General features: G+C 70.0%; 18 protein-coding genes. 10 read left to right on the forward strand and 8 right to left on the reverse strand.

Annotated features, from left to right (window positions below; genetic code table 11):
- Positions 1-363: a DUF485 domain-containing protein gene (locus CHAN_RS13320; protein WP_290290505.1), complete on the reverse strand. Its 363-nt coding sequence runs from the start codon at positions 361-363 to the stop codon at positions 1-3.
- Positions 364-944: 581 nt separating this feature from the next.
- Here CHAN_RS13320 and thpR point away from each other — a divergent pair.
- Entirely contained in the window at positions 945-1,709 is a 765-nt protein-coding gene (gene thpR / locus CHAN_RS13325; protein ID WP_290290506.1) for an RNA 2',3'-cyclic phosphodiesterase, read from the forward strand.
- A gap of 103 nt (positions 1,710-1,812) precedes the next feature.
- Here the strand turns inward: thpR and CHAN_RS13330 are convergent, their stop codons facing one another.
- A complete protein-coding gene (locus CHAN_RS13330) occupies positions 1,813-2,781 on the reverse strand; it encodes an L-lactate dehydrogenase (RefSeq protein WP_048739537.1) in 969 nt (322 codons plus the stop codon).
- A gap of 259 nt (positions 2,782-3,040) precedes the next feature.
- On the opposite strand from CHAN_RS13330, the gene CHAN_RS13335 reads away from it, so the two are divergent.
- The 3 genes from CHAN_RS13335 to CHAN_RS13345 all read left to right on the forward strand — a co-directional run bounded on the left by CHAN_RS13335 (position 3,041) and on the right by CHAN_RS13345 (position 5,545).
- The gene (locus tag CHAN_RS13335) at positions 3,041-4,873 is read left to right on the forward strand and encodes an alpha/beta-hydrolase family protein (protein ID WP_290290510.1); all 1,833 of its coding nucleotides are present in this window, start codon (positions 3,041-3,043) and stop codon (positions 4,871-4,873) included.
- Between the two features lie 117 nt (positions 4,874-4,990).
- Positions 4,991-5,179: an antitoxin gene (locus CHAN_RS13340; RefSeq protein WP_290290513.1), complete on the forward strand. Its 189-nt coding sequence runs from the start codon at positions 4,991-4,993 to the stop codon at positions 5,177-5,179.
- 165 nt (positions 5,180-5,344) lie between these two features.
- On the forward strand, positions 5,345-5,545 hold the full coding sequence (locus CHAN_RS13345) for an antitoxin (protein WP_290290514.1): 201 nt from the start codon (positions 5,345-5,347) through the stop codon (positions 5,543-5,545).
- Here CHAN_RS13345 and msrA read toward each other — a convergent pair.
- Positions 5,542-6,159: a peptide-methionine (S)-S-oxide reductase MsrA gene (gene msrA / locus CHAN_RS13350; protein ID WP_048739530.1), complete on the reverse strand. Its 618-nt coding sequence runs from the start codon at positions 6,157-6,159 to the stop codon at positions 5,542-5,544. The genes CHAN_RS13345 and msrA overlap by 4 nt on opposite strands.
- Before the next feature lie 278 nt (positions 6,160-6,437).
- Between msrA and CHAN_RS13355 the strand changes: the two genes are divergently transcribed.
- On the forward strand, positions 6,438-7,040 hold the full coding sequence (locus CHAN_RS13355; protein ID WP_048739529.1) for a superoxide dismutase: 603 nt from the start codon (positions 6,438-6,440) through the stop codon (positions 7,038-7,040).
- Between the two features lie 297 nt (positions 7,041-7,337).
- Here CHAN_RS13355 and CHAN_RS13360 read toward each other — a convergent pair whose 3' ends face one another.
- Entirely contained in the window at positions 7,338-8,777 is a 1,440-nt protein-coding gene (locus CHAN_RS13360) for a GntT/GntP/DsdX family permease (protein ID WP_290290518.1), read from the reverse strand.
- Positions 8,774-9,421, reverse strand: coding sequence for a gluconokinase (locus tag CHAN_RS13365; protein WP_290290520.1), 648 nt, complete (start codon positions 9,419-9,421; stop codon positions 8,774-8,776). The genes CHAN_RS13360 and CHAN_RS13365 overlap by 4 nt, the downstream gene beginning before the upstream one ends.
- Before the next feature lie 155 nt (positions 9,422-9,576).
- Between CHAN_RS13365 and CHAN_RS13370 the strand changes: the two genes are divergently transcribed.
- Entirely contained in the window at positions 9,577-10,476 is a 900-nt protein-coding gene (locus CHAN_RS13370) for a crotonase/enoyl-CoA hydratase family protein (protein WP_290290522.1), read from the forward strand.
- Here the strand turns inward: CHAN_RS13370 and CHAN_RS13375 are convergent.
- Entirely contained in the window at positions 10,436-12,295 is a 1,860-nt protein-coding gene (locus tag CHAN_RS13375; RefSeq protein ID WP_290290524.1) for a ribonuclease H-like domain-containing protein, read from the reverse strand. The two genes, CHAN_RS13370 and CHAN_RS13375, sit on opposite strands and share 41 nt — an antisense overlap.
- 130 nt (positions 12,296-12,425) lie before the next feature.
- Here CHAN_RS13375 and CHAN_RS13380 point away from each other — a divergent pair, with 130 nt between their 5' ends.
- From CHAN_RS13380 to yidC, 4 genes are all read left to right on the forward strand, one after another.
- The gene (locus CHAN_RS13380; protein WP_290290526.1) at positions 12,426-13,178 is read left to right on the forward strand and encodes a DUF6474 family protein; all 753 of its coding nucleotides are present in this window, start codon (positions 12,426-12,428) and stop codon (positions 13,176-13,178) included.
- 213 nt (positions 13,179-13,391) lie between these two features.
- The gene (locus CHAN_RS13385) at positions 13,392-15,095 is read left to right on the forward strand and encodes an alkaline phosphatase D family protein (protein ID WP_290290528.1); all 1,704 of its coding nucleotides are present in this window, start codon (positions 13,392-13,394) and stop codon (positions 15,093-15,095) included.
- Positions 15,096-15,457: 362 nt separating this feature from the next.
- Positions 15,458-15,811, forward strand: coding sequence for a histone-like nucleoid-structuring protein Lsr2 (locus CHAN_RS13390; RefSeq protein ID WP_290290530.1), 354 nt, complete (start codon positions 15,458-15,460; stop codon positions 15,809-15,811).
- Between the two features lie 214 nt (positions 15,812-16,025).
- The gene (gene yidC / locus CHAN_RS13395; RefSeq protein WP_290290533.1) at positions 16,026-17,396 is read left to right on the forward strand and encodes a membrane protein insertase YidC; all 1,371 of its coding nucleotides are present in this window, start codon (positions 16,026-16,028) and stop codon (positions 17,394-17,396) included.
- Between the two features lie 33 nt (positions 17,397-17,429).
- Here yidC and CHAN_RS13400 read toward each other — a convergent pair whose 3' ends face one another.
- Both CHAN_RS13400 and CHAN_RS13405 read right to left on the reverse strand, forming a co-directional pair.
- Positions 17,430-18,059, reverse strand: a complete 630-nt coding sequence (locus tag CHAN_RS13400) for a TetR/AcrR family transcriptional regulator (protein WP_048739857.1) — start codon at positions 18,057-18,059, stop codon at positions 17,430-17,432.
- A gap of 485 nt (positions 18,060-18,544) precedes the next feature.
- Positions 18,545-19,147: a type IV toxin-antitoxin system AbiEi family antitoxin gene (locus CHAN_RS13405; protein WP_494337354.1), complete on the reverse strand. Its 603-nt coding sequence runs from the start codon at positions 19,145-19,147 to the stop codon at positions 18,545-18,547.
- Positions 19,148-19,331 lie beyond the last annotated feature (184 nt).

Consider the following 19,331-nt stretch of genomic DNA (forward strand, 5'->3'; position numbering starts at 1 on the left):
CTAGACCTCTTCCGTGATCGGGGCGCGGTGCTCCATCCGGGCGCGGATGCGCTCGGAGGCCGGGTCGAGGCGGGTGTCCGCGAACTTCACGTACGCCCAAGTGATCAGGCCGGCGGTGACGAACTGCGCCAGGCCCAGGACCATGCCCAAGTTGATGTTGCCGAAGACGGAGATCGCCATCGCGTCCGGGAAGAACGTCGCGGTGACGATGTAGAGGACGTACCAGGCGATGAAGGCGACGAACAGCGGGAAGACGAACCCGCGGAACGTCCTGCGGAGGTCGTCGAATTCCTCCGAGGCCTGCACCTCGATGAACTCGGCCTCCGTCGGGCTCGAGCCCGGCGAAGTGGTGGGGTGTGACATGTCCTGACCTTTCGGGAGAACCTTAAAGAAACCTTGGGTACCTTTTCCCAACGAAGCGATCCTATGGACGGCGCCCGTCCCGTTAAAAATGCGAAGATCGGGGGCGGGGGTACTCGAATGGCCCCGCCACACTCGACTGACCAGCGATTATGACGACCTGCAAATTATTCGCAAGCTTCGCAAGGGCAAGCCTGCGAACGTCGCCAGCCCGGACGAATCAATGAGAGCGCTCTCAGGTTCCGGCCCGAGCCGGGCCGGTCGCCAATCCGGATGCTCCGCTTTTGCCGCGCCCCCGGTTGGACGATGTGGGCTTTGGCGGGCTTTCGGGTGGGAACGGTTGGTTTTCGGCGGGCACCGTGAATCGGCCGGGATCGTTGTCTCGTCCGCAAATTTCACACGTCGTCGCCGCGGACACAACGGGACGACGTTCGGGCGCGGAACACAATGCCGTCGCCGACGTGGCCCAGATCACGTCGCACGGTGATTTCGACTACCCCCACATGACCCGGCATTCGGCCTGGGCAACACCGATCGGAACGGATCGGCGCGGCCCGGCGCGGACCCGCGGCTACGGTGGCGGCATGAGATTGTTCGCCTCGATTCGGCCGCCGGAGGAGGTTCGGGAGCACCTCGTCACGGCGCTGCGCCCCGTCCGCGACGACCACGGTCCGCTGCTGAGGTGGACCGACCCCGATCAATGGCACCTGACGGTGGCGTTCTACGGCGAAAGGCCGGACGGCTCCGTCGATGAGCTGGCCGGGCACATCGCCGCCGCTGCGGCGACCACGGAGCTTCCCGACGCCCTCGACCTGCATTTGCGCGGCGCCGGCAGCTTTTCCGGCCGCACGTTGTGGATCGGCGTGGGCGGCGACGTCGCGCCGCTGCGGGATCTGATGGCCGCCTGCGCCCATGATCCCTTCGCCGACCCCGATGACCCCGGCGTCTCGGATGGGTCCGCGGCCCGCGAGCGCCGCCGGGCGCACCTGACCGTCGCCCGCCTCCGCGCCCGCGAACAGGGAGGCCGCCGCGACGGGCGCCGTGCCCACCGGCGCAGCGCATGGGCGGGCGATCGCCGGCGGGGCCGTTCCCGCGAGGGCGGATATGGCAGCGGCGGCTACGGGCGGGACGGCGGTCACGGCCGCGATCTCGCGCGGCCGGCCCGCCATGACGGCGCGGACGTCCTCCGCGACGTCGTCCACGCGCTCAGCGTCTACTCCGGCCCGTCGTGGTCGGCGACGGAGATCGAGTTGGTCTCCTCCAGGCTCGGCGAGGGCCGATCCGGCGGCGCGCTGCATGACACGGTCGCCACCATCCCACTGCACCCCTCGACCGGCGCGGATCACTGAGGCCCGTCACCGCTTCGGCGCCGCAAAAAGTCCCAAAAGTCCCAAAAAGCAAAGCGCGGCCGGCGCGCGGATCATCGCGCCGGCCGCACAGAAGCAGCGCCCCTTACGGGTGGACGAACTCGCCGTCCTTCCAGAACGGGTCCTGGATCGCGCGGAGGGTCTCGACCGACTTGTTGAACTGTTCGGTCTCGTACTCGTCCAGCTCGAGCTCGACGACGCGGCGGACGCCCTTGCGGTTCACGATGGCGGGCGTGCCGATGTACATGTCCTCGTGCCCGTACTCGCCGCGCAGCAGCGCCGACACGGGGAGGGCGACTTCCTGGTTCTGGAAGATCGCGCGGGTGATGCGGGCCAGGCCCATGCCGATGCCGTAGGACGTGGAGCCCTTGGCGTCGATGATTTCGTAGGCGGCGTCGCGGGTGCGGATGAAGATGGCCTCGAGTTCGTCGTGGAGCTCGGGGTTCTTCTCGAGCTGGCTGCGCAGGCCGACGCCGGCGATGTTGGCGGACGACAGGACGGGCAGCTCGGAGTCGCCGTGCTCGCCGACGATGTAGGCGTGGACGCTCATGGGCGAGACCTCGAAGTACTCGCCGAGCATGTAGCGGAAGCGGGCGGTGTCCAGGACGGTGCCGGAGCCGATGACGCGGTGGGCGGGCAGGCCGGAGAACTTCCAGGTGGCGTGGGTGAGGATGTCGACGGGGTTGGTGGCGACGAGGATGATGCCGTCGAAGCCGCTGGCCATGATGTCGCCGACGATGGACTTGAAGATGCGCATGTTCTTGTCCACGAGCTGCAGGCGCGTTTCGCCGGGCTTCTGGGCGGCGCCGGCGCAGATGACCACGAGTGCGGCGTCCTCGCAGTCGGCGTAGGTGCCGCGGGTGACCTTGGTTCGGGAGGGGGCCCAGACGACGCCGTGGTTGAGGTCCATGACGTTGCCTTCGGTTTTGCGCTCGTCGATGTCGATGATGGCCAGGTGGTCGCAGGTGCCCTGGTTGACCAGCGCGTAGGCGTAGGCGACGCCGACGTCCCCGGCACCGATGAGCACGACCTTGTTTCCGGCGGAGACCTTCATGGTTGCTTCCTTCCGGGGCGCGGGTTCGCGGTCGGGGTTCCGGGTGGTGGTTTCGCCACCGCACGTAGTCCGTTCACGCCCCAATGGTTGTGTACCTGTGTCCGATTATGCCCGCTTGGGCACTGGTTTTGACAGGGTTTTGTCCGGTGACCCTGGACACATGCACGGTAACCGCTTTACGACGCCCCGGCGCGGCAGGCGGGGCGTGTTCCCGTGGGAGCAGCGGAAATTCCTTCTGGCGTCTGACAGTATGAGGAACATGGATTTCGTGCGCTCGCTGAAGCCGGTGACGCGGCTCCGTGAGGCGCGGTTGCGCGAAACGGTGGCCCGTGAAACGGCCCGCGCCGTGAGCACGGGGCTGCCCATCCGCCGGCGTTCGCGCCCGTGGCGGGGGATCCCGTCGAACCCGGGGCTGGTCGGCGCCGAGATCGCGTCGTGGGCGGCGTTCAGCCCGTCGCTGATGCCGCGGCCGTGGGGGTCGACGGCGATGGTCTCCTTCGGCGCGCAGATCACGGGCCACGTGGTCGGCGTCGCGGTCGGCTACGGGTTCCGCCTGGCCGACGCCCGGTTGCGGAGGACGAAGCTGGGCCGGTTCGCGCCGTCGGTGCGCACGGAGCGGACCATCGCCATGGCATGGCACGGGTCGATGACGGCCGCCACGGCGTGGGTGTGGTGGCGGTCGATCCAGCACCAGCAGTCCATCGGCGGGCTCGTCGGCATGGACGCGCTGTCGTCCGCGCGGGCCCAGTTCGGCGGCACGGTCATGGCGTCGGGGGCGTACCTGGCCACGCAGGGGCTGACGTTCGCCGCGGAGTTCGTCTTCGACCGGATCCGCCGCGCCCTGCGCCCGTGGGTGCCGCGGGGCGTCGCGCCCGTGACCGCGGGAATCGTGGTCGGCGGAGGGCTGGGGCTGGCCGTCGACAAGCTGCTGGTGCGCAGGACCATCGAGCGCGTCTACCGCAACGCCCACCGGGTGAACATGCGGGTGATGCCGGGCCGCGTGCAGCCGTGGGAGCCGGAGCGCTCGGGCAGCCCGTGGTCGCTGGAGCCGTGGCACGCGCTGGGGGCGCAGGGCCGGTCGATGGTGGCCGACGGGCCGCGGGCGCGGGACATCGCCGCGGTGACCAAGCGGAAGCCGGACGAGGTCATGGAGCCGATCCGCGTGTACGCGGGCAAGGTGCGGGGGCGGTCGCTGAAGTTCCAGACGGAGCTGATCATCCGGGAGCTGCACCGCACCGGCGCATTCCGCCGGGATCACCTGGTCATCCACGTGACCACCGGCACCGGATGGATACCGCCGTGGGGGCTGATGGCGGTGGAGTTCTTCACCGGCGGCAATTGCGCGCAGGTGGGCCTGCAGTACTCGGACCTGCCGTCGCCGGTGGCGTGGCTGGCTGACCACGACACGCCCCCGGAGGCCGGCCGCGCGCTGTTCCGCCGCATCCGCGAGGAATGGGAACGGCTGCCGGAGGGCGACCGGCCGAAGCTGATCATCGCCGGCGAGTCGCTGGGCGGCTTCGGCGGCAACGGGGCGTTCGACGACGTCGCGGACATGCTCGCCTCGGTCGACGGGGCGGTGTGGACCGGCACGCCGCAGTTCACGCCCATCTGGAAGGAGCTGACGCGCACCCGCGACGCGGGATCGCCGGAGATCGCGCCGGTGATCGACGGCGGCCGGAACGTGCGCTTCGCCACCCGCCCGCAGGAGCTGTGGGAGACCTACGGCGGCGAGCCGCTGGGCGAATGGGAGCATCCGCGCGTGGCGTACCTGCAGCACGCGTCCGATCCGATCGTGTGGTGGGACTATCCGCTGGCGTGGCGGCGGCCCGATTGGCTGCGCGAGCGCCTGGGCCGCGACGTGCTGTCGGCGATGCGGTGGTTCCCGGCGGTGACGTTCCTGCAGGTGCTCATCGACGGCCTGGTCAGCGTGGACGTCGGCGACGGCCACGGGCACAGGTACGAGGCCGAGTCGCTGCCGGCCTGGGCGGCCGTGCTGGGCTGCGAGCTCGACGACGACCACGCGGGAGCCGCGGGGGTGCGGTTCAAGAGGATCGCCAAGTGGGGCCGGAGGAATCTGCCGCCCAAGGCGTAGCGCGCATCTCCCGGTCGCCCTGCGGGATCGACGGAACCTACGTACCGTGGGCCGTGTTCGACGGCTGGACGGGTCGACGGCCCGTGCGGTCACCGTAACCAGGAAAGGATGCGAAACATGGGAATCTTCGACAAGGCCAAGCAGTTCGCCGCCGACAACCCGGACAAGGTGAGCCAGGGCATCGACAAGGCCGGCGACGCGATCGACGAGCGCACCGGCGGCAAGCACTCCGAGCAGATCGACAAGGCGCAGGACGCCGCCCGCAAGCATCTCGCCGACGGCGAGGGCGAGCAGCCCCAGCAGTAGCGCACGTCACGTGCATGGCGCCCGTTTCCCGGGAATCCCCCGGGCAGCGGGCGTTATTCTGTGTGCGGGACCCCTCCGCCGGCTCCGACCCCGGCTTTACCACCCCGGACCGGCACCGATTCCGCGCCGCCACGCGCCGCGGACCAGCACGAAAGGCGACGCGCCATGAGCCTCATCGACAAGGCCAAGGATTTCATCGACAAGAATCCGGACAAGGTCCGCCAGGGCATCGAGAAGGCGGGCGACGTGATCGACGAGCGCACCGGCGGCAAGTACGCCGACAAGATCGATCGCGTGCAGGAAGAGGCCGCCAAGCGCCTGGGCGGCGGCGAGACGCGCGAAGGCGGCGAACCCGCCGCCCGCTAACCGCAGGTGACGCCGGTGGCGTGCACGGGGCAGTATCCGCCCGGGTTCGCCTCCAGGTACCCGCGGTGGAAGGGTTCGGCGACCCAGAAGCGCCCGGTCGGGGTCCGGTCCAGCGGGGTGACCTCCGTGGTGATGGGCCCGAACCCGGCCGCCGCCAGCCGCGGCGCGTAGGCCGCGAGGGTCTCCTCCGTCACGCGCGCCTGTTCCGCGTCGAGCGGGAACACGGCCGAGCGGTACTGCGGGCCGATGTCGTTGCCCTGGCGGTCGCCCTGCGTCGGGTCGTGGTTTTCCAGCACCAGGCGCAGCAGCTGCGCGAAGCTGGTCCGCGCGGGGTCGAACACGGCGAGCACGGACTCGGTGTGCCCGGTCCGGCCGCCGCAGACCTCGCGGTACGACGGCCACTGCGTCGCCCCGCCGGCGTAGCCGGGCAGGGTCGTCCACACTCCCGGCGCATTCCACAGGAGCTTTTCGACGCCCCAGAAGCAGCCGGCGGCGACGATCATGGCGTGGTGCCCCTCGGGCCACGGCCCGCCGTACGGGGTGCCCAGGACCAGGTGCTCACCGGCGACGCGGCCGCCGTCGTCGAGGATGTCGGTCGGGGTGAAAGCAGTCATGGGCGCGAGGATACGCGGCGGGCCGGGCGACCGTGAGCGCCGGAAGCGCCGATTCGAACGCCGCGCCCCGACCCCGATCCGCGTTCGCGGGTACCGTCGCGTACGTACGCCCGGTGGCGTGGACCACACGCCGGCGATCAGCCCCGTCGGCGCGCGCCGGTCATCGCATGCCCACCTATCGAACCTGCGGAATTACGCACATGAAACCTTGCGTAATTCTTTGGGATGGGTACCATCGGGTGTCAGAAGCGAAATCGACATTCCAAGGAGGACCACCCATGGCCGTTTACGAGCTGCCGGAACTGGACTACGCCTACGACGCCCTCGAGCCGCACATCGCCGGCGAGATCATGGAGCTGCACCACACCAAGCACCACCAGAACTACGTCAACGGCGCCAACGCCGCCCTGGAGAAGCTGGAGGCCGCCCGCAACGACGGTTCCATCGCGGGCGTCGTCACCGCGCTCTCCAAGGATCTCGCCTTCAACCTGGGCGGCCACACCAACCACTCCATCTTCTGGAAGAACCTCTCCCCGAACGGCGGCGGCGAGCCGACCGGTGAGCTGGCCGAGGCCATCAACCGCGACTTCGGTTCCTTCGAGAAGTTCAAGGATCACTTCTCCGGTGCCGCGCTGGGCCTGCAGGGCTCCGGCTGGGCCATCCTGGGTTACGACCACATCGCCGGCCGTCTCGTCATCGAGCAGCTGACCGACCAGCAGGGCAACGTTTCCGTGAACCTGACCCCGCTGCTGATGCTCGACATGTGGGAGCACGCCTTCTACCTGCAGTACAAGAACGTCAAGGCCGATTACGTCAAGGCCGTCTGGAACGTCTTCAACTGGGACGACGTCGCCGAGCGTTACGCGAAGGCTTCCGCCTAAGTTTCCTTTCCGCCCCGCCCGGTTTCCGGGCGGCGGCGCGGGATGCTTTGCGACGGCTCCGCCGTCGCGCATCGAGGGACTCCCCGGCGGTCCGCTGCACAAGTCGGCCGCCCGGTGAACCAACCCGCCCCACCCCCGCGTTTTTCGCGGTCGGTGGGGCGGGTTTCGCGTTCGCCGCGTCATCTGGCCCGGACAGGCCGACGGACCGCACGGACCGCACGGACCGCCGGCCGAAACCAATGGCGGCTCAACCCATCGGCGGCTCAGCCCATCGGCACCGTCAGCCCACCGGCACCGTCAGACCACCAGGCCCAGCAGCATCACGGTGATCAAGCCGACGACGGACAGGATCGTCTCCATCAGCGACCACGTCTTGAGGGTCTGCGGCACGGTCATGCCGAAGTACTCCTTGACCAGCCAGAAGCCGGCGTCGTTGACGTGCGAGAAGAACACGGAACCGGCGCCGATGGCCAGCACCATCAGGGCGGTCGTCGCGGGGTCCAGGCCGGTCGCGATGGGCGCCATGATCCCGGCGGCGGTGATGGTGGCGACCGTGGCGGATCCCGTCGCCAAGCGGATGAACACCGCCACCAGCCACGCCGCCAGCAGCGGCGAGATGGCCGCCCCCGACAGCCAATCGCCGATGACGCCGGCGACGCCGGACGCGACCAGGGTCTCCTTGAAGCCGCCGCCGGCGCCGACGATGAGCAGGATGCCGGCGATGCCCGCGAAGGATGCGCCGACCAGGTCGGAGACCTCCTTCAGGCCGCGGCCGCCGCGCATGCCGAGCACCCACATCGCGTACAGCGACGTCGCCAGCAGCGCCACGAGCGGCGTGCCCGCGAACATCACCAGCGAATGGGCCGGATTGCCGGTGCCGCCGGCCCACGCCGTTTCCACGAGGGTGCGCAGGAGCATCAGCACCACGGGCAGGAGCACGACCGACAACGACACCGCGACGCCGGGGCGGTCCTCCTCCGCGACGGGCTCGCCGGCGGTGAAGGTGTCCGGGGCGGGGATGGGCACCCACCGCGCCATGAACTTGCCCGCCACCGGGCCGGCCAGCACCACGCACGGCACCGCGACGATGAGGCCCAGCCCCAGCGTCAGCCCCAGGTTCGCGCCGAGCGCGTCGATGGCGATCAGCGGCCCAGGGTGCGGCGGCACCAGGCCGTGCAGCGCCGACAGGCCGGCCAGCGCCGGGATGCCCAGCAGGATGACGGGCTGTCGCGCACGCTTCGCCGCCAGCATGACGACGGGGATGAGCAGCACCACGCCGACCTCGAAGAACAGCGGGATGCCGATGACGAACGCCAGCGCCGCCATCACCCACGGCAGCTTCCCCGCGGTCGTGCGGTCGAGGAAACCCTCGACGATCGCGTCGGCGCCGCCGGATTTCACCAGCAGCATGCCGATGATCGCGCCGAGCGCGATGAGCACGCCCGTGCCGCCGACCGTCGACCCGACGCCCTTGGTGAAGGCGGTGAACGTATCGGTCAGGCCGATGCCCGCCACCAGTGCGAGCACCGCCGAACCCAGCATCAGCGACAGGAACGGATGCAGCTTGCCCCACACGATGAGCGCCACGATGGCGGCGATGCCCACCAGCGCCGCGATGACCAGCTGCGCGGGTCCGGCGGTGGTCAACGGGGCGGTGGCGTCGGCGGCGAGATAAGAGGTGGAGAGATTGGAAGTGGCGAGATCAGAGGTCCCGAGATGAGAGGAGGCGGCGATCATCGCGCGACCTCGTTTCCGGCCGCATCCGTGTCGGTCGTCGCCCCGCCCGCGGGCTCCATGCCCACGTGCGCGAATCCGGCGTCGACGATCTCCCGCGGGGTCCCCGCCAGGTCGACGGTGACGCCGTCCTCATCCGAGCCGAGCTGCTCCAGGTCCGCGTACTGGCTGGGCAGCAGCGACGCCGGCATGAAGTGGCCGGTGCGGTGGGCCAGGCGCCCCTCGATGATCGAGGCGTCGCCATGCAGATGCACGAACACCACGCGCCCGTCGGCCTCCCGGAGAATGTCACGGTAGCGGCGCTTGAGCGCGGAGCACGTCACGATGGATCCGGGCCGCTCGGCGGTGCGGCCGGCGTCGTCAAGCGAACCGGCGGAACCGGCACCCTCCGCGATCGCGGCGCCCCCGGCGACTGCGCCGCCCTCGGCGGCCCGCTGCGACATCCAATCGCGCATGGCCTCCAGCCAGGGGCGGCGGTCATCGTCGTCGAGGGGATGGCCCGCCGACATCTTGTCGATGTTGGCCTTCGGGTGGAAGTCGTCGGCCTCCGCGTACGGCCAACCGGTCAATTCGGCGGCCAGCTGTGCGGCGGTGGTTTTGCCGCAGCCGCTGACCCCCATGAACACCAGGTGTGTAAATGCGAACATGGGGTGAGATTATCGGCACGATGCGTTCGCCGGTGAGCGTTCTTTCACGATTCCGAAGCAGGATGGGATACATGACTTTTCGGCCGTTTCCGTTGACAAGGGCCCAACCCGCCGAATCCGGCCCGCGCCCGCCCGCCACTGGATACCGTTGCGCCATGAACACCCGCGATACCGCCACCCCGGCCCACGACCAGCACACGGGCGCCGCCACGGACGACCCGGTGACCATCACGTACGAGGAGCTCGATGGCGCGCGCATCGCCGTCGTCGCGCTGAATCGGCCGGCGAAGCTCAACGCGCTGACCATGGCCACGCTCCGCGGCCTCGATGCCGCGGCGAAGTCGCTGCGCCGCGATCGCGACCTGCGCGGGGTGATTTTCGCGGGCGAGGGGGCGTCGTTCTGCGCCGGCCTGGATTTCGCGTCGGTGATGAAGAAGCCGCTGGACATCGTCTCCGCGTTCGCCCCGAATCCGCTGGCGCGCGACGGCGCGAACCTGTTCCAGCGGGTGTGCTGGGAGTGGCGCCGCCTGCCCGCGCCCGTCATCGCGGTGGTCCACGGCCATTGCTACGGCGGCGGCGTGCAGCTGGCGCTTGGCGCGGACTTCCGCGTCACGGCGGCCGATGCCCGCTGGTCGGTGCTCGAGACCAAATGGGGCCTGATCCCCGACATGTCGGGCGCGCGCACGCTGGCCGACCACGTCGGCGCGGAGCGCGCCCGCTGGCTGACCATGACGGGCGAGGAGCTGTCGGGCACGGAGGCCGTCGCGGCCGGGCTGGCCACGGAAACCGCGGATTCGCTTGACGACGCCCACGCGCGGGCCCGCGACATGCTCCGCCAGTTGATCGGCCGGTCCCCCGACCAGATCGCGGCGACGAAGTCGCTGTTCAATTCGGCGTGGCGCTCCCCGCGCGCCACGTTCCGGGCGGAGCGCTTCCAGCAGGCGAAGCTGCTGGTCAGCGAAAACGCCGCCCGCGCCCGGGCTGCGGGACTGAAGAAGAGGGCGCCGGATTTCGTCAGCCGCGGGACGCTGATCTTCGGCCGGAAGAAGCGCTGACGCGGTCCTCCAGATCGCCGACGTAGGGGATCTCGCGGGTGGCGCGGCCGGTGGCCAGCCATTCGCGCACGACGGCGGTGGACCGGCAGTCGTCCCCGTTGTAGCGCAGCAGTTTCGCGCGGGCTGCGGCGGAGTCCATGCCGGGGCGCGGCTCCGGCGCACCGGCCTGGCCCGCGTCGCATGCGCCGATGCCGACGGCGTCGCGGTAGAAGGACAGCGACGCCTCGCCGTCGGCGTCTTCGTCGCGCCAGGTGAACCCGGCCAGCGGCGCGACGACCTTCAGCCCCAGCCCCGCCGGGCTGATCAGCTGCCGTTTGGTCACGCGGAACAGGTCGACCCATTCCGCGGAGGAGATGAAGCGCTCGATCTCGGCGACGTCGGGCACCGCGATGATGCGGGCCGGGCCGGTGGAATCCGGCGCGTGAGCGCCGGCCTCCACGACGAACTCCATGCCCGCGAATCGCTTGGCCGAATGCCGCAGCCAGTGGTTCTCGCCCTCCGCCGCCCAGCAGTAGGCGCGGAACGTCCGCCCATCGGCGTGCGCGGCGGCCCGGCGCGCCATGAGCCAGTCCCAGAACAGCGCGAAATTCCGCGCCTCCGCCTCGCCGCCGAGCCCCTCCGGACCGGGCGGCGCCCACGTCACGTGCGGCACGTAGCCGTCGTCGGGGGTCCAGGCACCCCACAGGTACGCGCCGTGCCCGGGGTACGCCTCGAGGTCGACGTCGATTTCCACGTCGGCGCGCGGCGCCGTCGTCTCGCGCACGCGCAGGGCGGCGGGCTCGCCGAACACCGACAGCAGCGCCAGGTGCCGGTGCTCGCCGGCCCCTTCGGCCCGCGCCAGCTGCCGGATGGTGGTGATCCCCGCCTGCCGGTACTCGTCGCCGCGGTTGCCCGGCAGCAGCAGCGAGATGTCGTCGGCGGCGCGCAGCTCGTCCTCGCACGCTTCACGCCAGCGGCAGCCGCGGCATTCGCGGATCTTGCGCGGCGCCAGCGGCCATTCGCCGACGCGCCATTCGATTCCGTCGACCTTCGGCGCCGGCGGCGGGCCATTTTCGCTTGACGACGCTCCCCCGCCCGCACCGGGCATCTGCTCCCGGCCCCGGGCTTCGTGGCGCTCCACGGCGTGGATGGCTGCCCGTGCGCGTCGCAAAGCAGTGCGGTACGCGGCGACCCGAGGGCCCTCGTCGGCGACGACCACCCGCGTCGGGTCGGCGCCGATGCCCCCGACCAGCCCGCACGAGGCGCCGAGCCGGTGCAGCAGCGCGGCGGCTTGGCCCAAGCGCACGGCGTCGGCGGCGTTGTGGCGCAGCTTCAGCGCCTCATCGGCCACGATGCCCTCGCGCAGCGTCCGGCCCAGGACCCCCGGGCGGCCCAGGCGGGCGACGGGGAGGATGCGGGCGGCCTCCGTGCGGCGGCGGCGCGGCTCCAGCAGCTTGTGCGCGGCGATGAGCACCGGCAGATAGCCGTCGCCGAGGCGGACCAGCAGGTCGGGGCGGGACTCCTCCGCGATGCCGGAGAAGGCGCGGTCCCCCGGCGGCCGCGCGTGGCTGAGCACGCCGCCGACGATGAGGTCCGCCCCGGCGGCGATGGCCTCCAGCGTGTCCAGATCGGCGTCGGGCCCCGGTTCGATGACCGTCGGATCGGGCAGCGCGGCAATCACCGATGCGCGGTGATGCGCGCCCAACTCCGCGCGCCGCCGCGCCGATTCCGGCTCCCCCGGGCGCCGCGGCCCGGCCAGGCGATCGCGGACCAGCCGATACCGGCACCCGACCAAATCGGGCCCGGTCACCGGCTGCGGGACGGTATCCTCGGTGTTCACGATGCAACCAGAGTATCGCCCGGCCGGAACCGGGGTTAATCTGGTTACGAGACCACGATCCGCGGCCCGCGCCGCGGCGCAGCTCGATCGACGAAACGAACGAAGACTCCGACCGCAGATTAGGGATTCCATGAGCTTCTTGGGCGACTACCGCGACCGCCGCCGCGAAACGAAACTGAAGCTGAAGGCCGCGAAGGCCAAGGCGAAGGAAGACGCGAAGCACGAGGCGAAGCTGAAGGACAAGGCGTACCGCGATGGCCTCAAGGCCGCCGAGGTCGAGCGCAAGCGCGATTCGAGGGCCGCCAAGAAGGAAGCCAAGCGCGACCGGAAGCTGGACAAGCGCGCCACCAAGCGGGCCGAGAAGATCCGCAAGGCGGGGTGGAAGGACGAGAAGAAGGCCCTCAAGGCCAAGCACAAGCACCAGACGCGCATGGCGGAGAAGATCCTCCAGCAGCAGCGCAGCCGCGGCGTCACCTCCGACAAGGCGAAGGGCTGGGTCGGCGCCGCCCGCCTGCTGCTGCCCGTGGCCCTGCCGCTCGGCTACCGGCTGCTGACGTTCGCGCAGAACCGCGGCCAGGACGCCTCCGCCCGCCGCTTCGGCGTGACCGGCGACGCCGTGGCCCGCCACCACGGTTACGGCGCCCCGCTGCGCGCCCGCATCGAGGGCATCCACGGTTCGCTGGACCGCCTGGAGAAGTCGAAGGCGTCGGGCACGATGGGCTTCGTCAAGGACGCCCGCAGCCGCCTGGACCTGCTCGTCGACGCCATCGAGACGGCCGAGCACATGACGCCGGACCAGCGCCGCCGCGCGCACATGTCCATCTCCGCGGAGCTCGACGGCATCGATTCCGAGATCATGGCCAAGATGGGCCTGACCGCCTAGACCCGCCATCGCCGGCCGGACCGCCCTTCCCGGGTGGGCCGGCCGGCTTTTTCACGCCCGGTCCCCGCACGTGAACGCAGCGAACGCGGGGCCTCGGCTCCGGGAACCGTGAATGACCGAAAAATGAACCTTTCGTTAATTCCCCCCTCATCGGGGTGAACTGTCGCTGCCCCGAATTGGCGATACAGGTACTGGCCAAGTGTCATGTAGAGCATGACTTTCGCCTCGGGCTCCTCCCCCTCGTCGCCGACGCCGTCCCGCCGCACCGTCCTCAAGGCCGGTGCCGCCACCGCCGCCCTCGTCGGCACGTCGAGCCTCGCCGGCCGCTTCACCGCCGCGGCCCAGGAAGCCGCGCAGCAGGCCGTCGACGCCGGCGGCCACGCCGTCTTCCAGCACGGCGTCGCATCCGGCGATCCGCTGCCCGACTCCGTCCTCCTGTGGACCCGCGCCACCTCCAACCCGGACGACATCCCCGGTTCCGGCGCCGGCACCGTCGTCAAGCTGCTCTGCGAGGTGGCCACCGACGACTCCTTCTCCGAGATCGTCCTGTCCGGCGAGACCACCGCCTCCCCGGACAACGACAACACCGTCAAGCTCGACGCCACCGGCCTGAGGCCCGACACCCGGTACTGGTACCGCTTCACGGTCGCCGACGGCGAGTACGCCGGGCAGGTCTCCCCCATCGGCCGCACGCGCACCGCCCCGGCCGCCTCGGCGACGCCCGACAAGCTCGGCATCGCGTTGACCTCCTGCGCCAACTGGGAAGCGGGCTACTTCTCCGCCTACCGCGACATGGCGGACAACCCGGACGTCGACGTCATCATGTGCGTCGGCGACTACCTGTACGAATACGCCAGCGGCGAATACGCGGCCAAGGACGGCGCCATCCGCAACCATGAGCCGGCGCACGAGATCATCTCGCTGTCCGACTACCGCCGCCGCTACGGCCACTACCGCACCGACGCCGACCTGCAGGCCGCCCACGCCGCCAAGCCGTGGCTGGTGACCTGGGACGACCACGAAATCGCCGACGACGCCCACGCCACCGGCGCCGACAATCACTCCCCCGAAAGCGAAGGCGACTACGCCGCCCGCCGCGACGCCGCCTACCAGGCGTACCTGGAGTGGCTGCCCGTGCGCGCCACCCCGCTGTCCCAGGGCGGCCACCTCTACCGCGCCTTCGCCTACGGCACCCTGGCGGACATCACGATGCTCGACCTGCGCACCTACCGCGACAAGGCCCCCGAGTTCGTCAACGCCCGCGACACCGACGACGAGAACCGCACGATGCTCGGCTCCGAGCAGATGAAGTTCCTGCACAACCGGTGGTCGACGTCGTCGGCGTCGTGGAACCTGGTCGGCAATTCCGTGATGTTCACCCCGGTGCTCATCCCGCCGCTGGACCCGCAGACCTCCGGCGCGATCACCGAGCTGATGGGCCTGCCGCAGGAGGGCATCCCCTACAACTCCGACCAGTGGGACGGCTACGCCCATGAGCGCCGCCGCCTGATCCAGATCATGTCCGAGCAGGGGCTCGACAACGTCGTGTTCCTGACCGGCGACATCCACTCCTCGTGGGCCTGCGACGTGCCGGTGGCGCCCGGCCGCTACCCCGCCGACGGCGTCGCCGCCGCGGAGATCGTGTGCACGTCCGTCAGCTCGCCGAACATCGACGACATCGTGAAGTTGCCGCCGCGCAACCCCATTTCGCTCGCCGCCGAGCAGGCGCTGTCCACGGCCAACCGCCACGTGAAGTGGGTGGAGTTCGACAACCACGGCTACGTCAGCGTCCATGTCCGCGCCGATGAGATCGTGGCCGAGTACCGCTTCGTCGACGACAAGACCGTGCCCAACCGCCCGCTGCACACCGCCGCGCGGTACCGGGTGCGCCGCGGCGAGGGCGTGTCGCCCGCGTAGGCGCCCTCTTCCCGGTCCCGGCTCCGGCCGACCGACCGACGGCCCCGGACGCCCGCCAGTGGCGCCCGGGGCCGTTTTGCGTGGCTTCCCGGGCTCACTCCTGCGGCGAGCGCCGCGATGTGACGAATTCCACCCGACTTTGCGGACCATCCGCACATTTCGTTTAACCCGCCGCATAGTACTTTTGCTTCTCGACGCCTATGCGGAATCCGAATCGACTGAGAATTCACCGAGATTCGCCGCAATTGAAGCGCCCGACCATTAAATCCGTATACAATTCGATGCAAGACCGAGATCACACCAGAGAAGGCATGACGGTGCACGTGACGGCGCCGATGCCACCCACCACAGATAGGGAAGACATGGCGCGCAAAGAAGTAATCCAGTACATCGACGATCTAGACGGCACCGCGCTGGACGCGGAAGAGGTCAAGGTCGTTCGTTTCGGCTACCAGGGCCGCAATTACTACCTGGACCTTTCCGCAGACAATGCGGAGAAGTTCGACGAAATGATCCGCCCGTACGTGGAAAAGGCCCACGCCGACGATTCGGCGCCGGCCACCCGCACCCGCCGCGGCGGCAACCCGAATTCCACGAAGCAGCGCGAGCGCAACCGCATCATCCGCCAGTGGGCGAAGGACCGCGGCATGGACGTCGCCGACCGCGGCGCACTGCCGAAGGCGATCATCGACGAGTACGAGGCCTCGCACTCCTAGAAGAGGCCCCGCACTCCTAGAATCGGATGCGCGAGCCCCGGAGCCGAGCCGAGCGCCGGTTCCGGGAGCCCGTGCGGGCGCCCGCCCGATGTCCGGCGACGGCGCAGCGGAACGGGGCCCGCAGGCAACTATTCGACATCGTCCCGCGTGACGGTTCCGGGCGCTCCCGGGCCGGCCCCGCGGGTTCCGGGCGCCCGAAAGGGGATGGGTCCCGTTGCTGGCACCCCTGGTCTTCGTCATTTCGGGGATCCTCAAAGCCTGGCACCTCGTCATTTCGGCGGTGCCGGGCGTTTCCGCGTCCACGGCCTGGACCGCGTCGGTGGTCCTGCTGCTGATCACGGTCCGCACGGCCCTGCTGCCCATCGCCTACAAGCAGTTGGTGATGGGCCGGAAGACGGTCAACCTGCGACCCGAGTTCGCCGCGATCCGGCTGAAGTACGCGCGCAGCATCGATCCGAACGCCGCGAAGTACGAGAAGTGGGCGGCGCAGGAGCTGCGGAAGCAACACGGCATCAACGTGTGGACGGGGCTGATCCCCCCGCTGGTGCAGATCCCGGTGTTCATCGGGCTGTACCGCATGCTCCGGCACATGGCCGCCGTCGGCGCGCACGGGTCGTCGCACGTGACCGAAAGGGTGGGCCTGCTCAGCGGCGATGAGGTCCGCGGATTCGCCTCCGCGACATTCTCGGGCGTTCCCCTGCCCGCATATCCCGCGATGCCGCAGCCGCAATTGGCCGAACTGGGCACGAGCTTTTCTGATGTCCTCTCCGTCGCCACCCCGCTCATTTTCGCGGCTGCCGCATTCACGGGCATCAACATGGCGATTTCCGTCAATCGACTGCGGCGCACGCTCGACCACGGTTCGCGCTTCATGCGCGGCACCTACAAATACCTGGTCTTCATGACCTTCTTCGCCGTGTCGTTCCCGCTGTTCTTCGGCTTTTTCGGCCCGGCGCCGCTGGCGATCGTCGTCTATTGGGTGTGCAACAACCTGTGGACCATGAGCCAGAATGCCATCATCACCATCATCCTCGAGGCCCGTCATCCCCTCACGCCGGAATTCAAGGCCCTCCGGGATCAATCGCGGGATGCGCGACGGCAGCAGCGGAAGAATCGGCGGCGCAATCGTCGTGAAGCTCGGTCCTCCCGCTGGCGCGCGGTGGCCGGGACCATCCGCCACCCGCGCCGACGCGAGGAACTGTGGGACGCCCACCGCACCTTCCTCGCGGAACGCGAGGCCGCGGCGAAGGCGATGACCGACAGGCAGATGGCGCAGAAGGTCAAGATTCACCAGACGCGGCAGCTCGCGCGCCTGCTGCGCACCGAGTCCCAGGGCGACCTGCCCAGCATGGACCGCCCGACGCGAGTCAACGACGCTTGGCGACGGACTGCGCCCCTCCCGGAGCCGGCCACCCAGGAGGACGAGCGGATCGTCGGCAAGCTGGGGAAGGTCGTCGTGCGGATGGTGCTGGCGAAGGATGCGCAGGACAAGAAGCGCGCCGAGACGAAGCGGGCGAAGGCGGCCGCGCGGCTCAAGGCGAGGGCAGCGGCCAGGGCCGCGAAGAACGCCGGGTTGGACGGCTGAAACTGAGCGGGGGCTCAGCTGGCCGGCGTCGCGTCAGTGCTCGGCGTAGACCAGGTCGCGGGCCAGATCGCGGGCGGTTTGCAGCGGCGTGAGGTCCTTGGACATCTTCGCGCCGGCCAGCCCGCCGTCGAGGTAGAGCATCAGCATGTTCGCGTGCAGCGACGCCTGATTGCATTCCTTCTCTCCCAGCAGCGCGCGCAGCGTGTCCCACAGCCAGGTGCGGTGGGCCACGACGGTCGCGCGGATCTCCTCCTCCGATTCCGTCGCCGGGTTCGGGTATTCGGAGGCGGCGTTCTGGAAGTGCGAGCCGCGGAAGTCGATGCCGGGTTGCTCGGCGATGCACTGATCGAAGAACGCGAGGATCTTCTCCTCGGGCGTGTCCAGCGATTCCGCGCGGGCGTTCCAGGCGGCGCGCCACTTCTGGTCGAGGTCCTCCAGGTACGCGATGACCAGCTTGTCCTTCGACCCGAACAGCGAATACAGGCTGGCCTTGGCCACGTCGGCCTCGCGCAGCACGCGGTCGATGCCGATGACGCGGATGCCTTCGTTGGTGAACAGCTCCGTGGCGGAGGTCAGCAGCCGGTCGCGGGGGCTCGGCCGGTTTCGGCGCCGCGACGTGGCCTTGCCACCCCGCGTCGTCTTGCCGGTCGTCGCATCCGCCACGTCGTGCACCCGTCCCTTCGCATCGTCCTCGTCGTGCCCCTCGCCGCCTGCACGGCGACTGCACCGAATGGTCAGACTGGTCAGTGCAGATCGAGGTTTCACCCGAGTTTACAGCCACGCTGCCGCGTTGGACGGTCGGCCCGCCGGTTTCCGCTGTCTTCGGTCGGCCACTCCCGTTCGCGGGCGTCTCCCCCGCCGCGCGCGCCCAACATGCGCGCCGACGTTGCACGCCCTCCTGGCCCGCGGCATGTCCCGCTACGCGGCCTCGGCTCCGCGATTCCGGCTCCTATGTGGCTTTGCGACGCCAGCCGGATGAGCGGAGGCGTCGCAAAGTGCAGCCACCCTCCCGCAAACCCGCTGGTCGCGGTTTTCGGGGACCGGGAAATGTGCGGTTTCATGCGTCCCGGCACCGCAACAACCACCAACCCGGCCAGTGCCCCCACCCCAAGGGCCTCCACCCCGTAGAGAGCCTCAGCCCGCAACCCTCACTCACCCTCGAACAGCCCGAACTCCCGGGCGGTGGACTCATCGGCGCGGCATTCGAGGTCGTCGTAAAGCTCCCAGCAGGGCAGCCGGTCCCAGTCGGTTTCGGCGCGCCGTCCGCCCTCGTGCACAAGGTCGAAGCGGTACGGCCCGACCCGGTGATCGAGCACGACGATCACGCCCAGCCGTTCCAGCGCCCGCGCCAGCCGCCGCTCGACGTTCGGCCTCGCGCCCTCCGGCACCCACGACAGCAGCGCGACCAGCTCCGACGCCCGCGGGTGCGCCAGGGCCCGGGCTTCCTCCAGCAGAGCCGCACGGCTCGCCACATCGGGCATCTTCTTGTCGACGACCATCGCCACCAGTTCCGCGCCCCACTGCGAAGGGGCCATGAGATCGGCCAACGTCTGCGCGGCGCCGGTCGCGCGCCAACCGTGGACGAGCACGCCCGTCGTCGTGGATGGCATGCGGCGGTGCACCACGGCGCCCTGGGGCCGGGCGACGCTGCGGGGCACGATCACATCGAGCTCGGCGGGCGGCGACTGCCGGAACCCGTGCAGCCACGCCGCCGTGCGGTGGGAAAACACCGCAGTCGGGTTCAGCCTCATCACCAGCGCCATCGTCGATTCCCCCCATGGCACCGAGGGTCGCACGGCGAGCCGGGGTTTGCAGGTCGGCGGGATTGCGGCCGGCGGGATTGCGGCCGGCGGGATTGCGGCCGACCGGCGCCCGCAAACCGCCCCACGCCCAAGCACCGGCGGGCGCACGAAAAAGCCCGGACCCCCTTCCCGA

This window comes from Corynebacterium hansenii (assembly GCF_030408795.1).
GTDB classification, from domain to species: domain Bacteria; phylum Actinomycetota; class Actinomycetes; order Mycobacteriales; family Mycobacteriaceae; genus Corynebacterium; species Corynebacterium hansenii.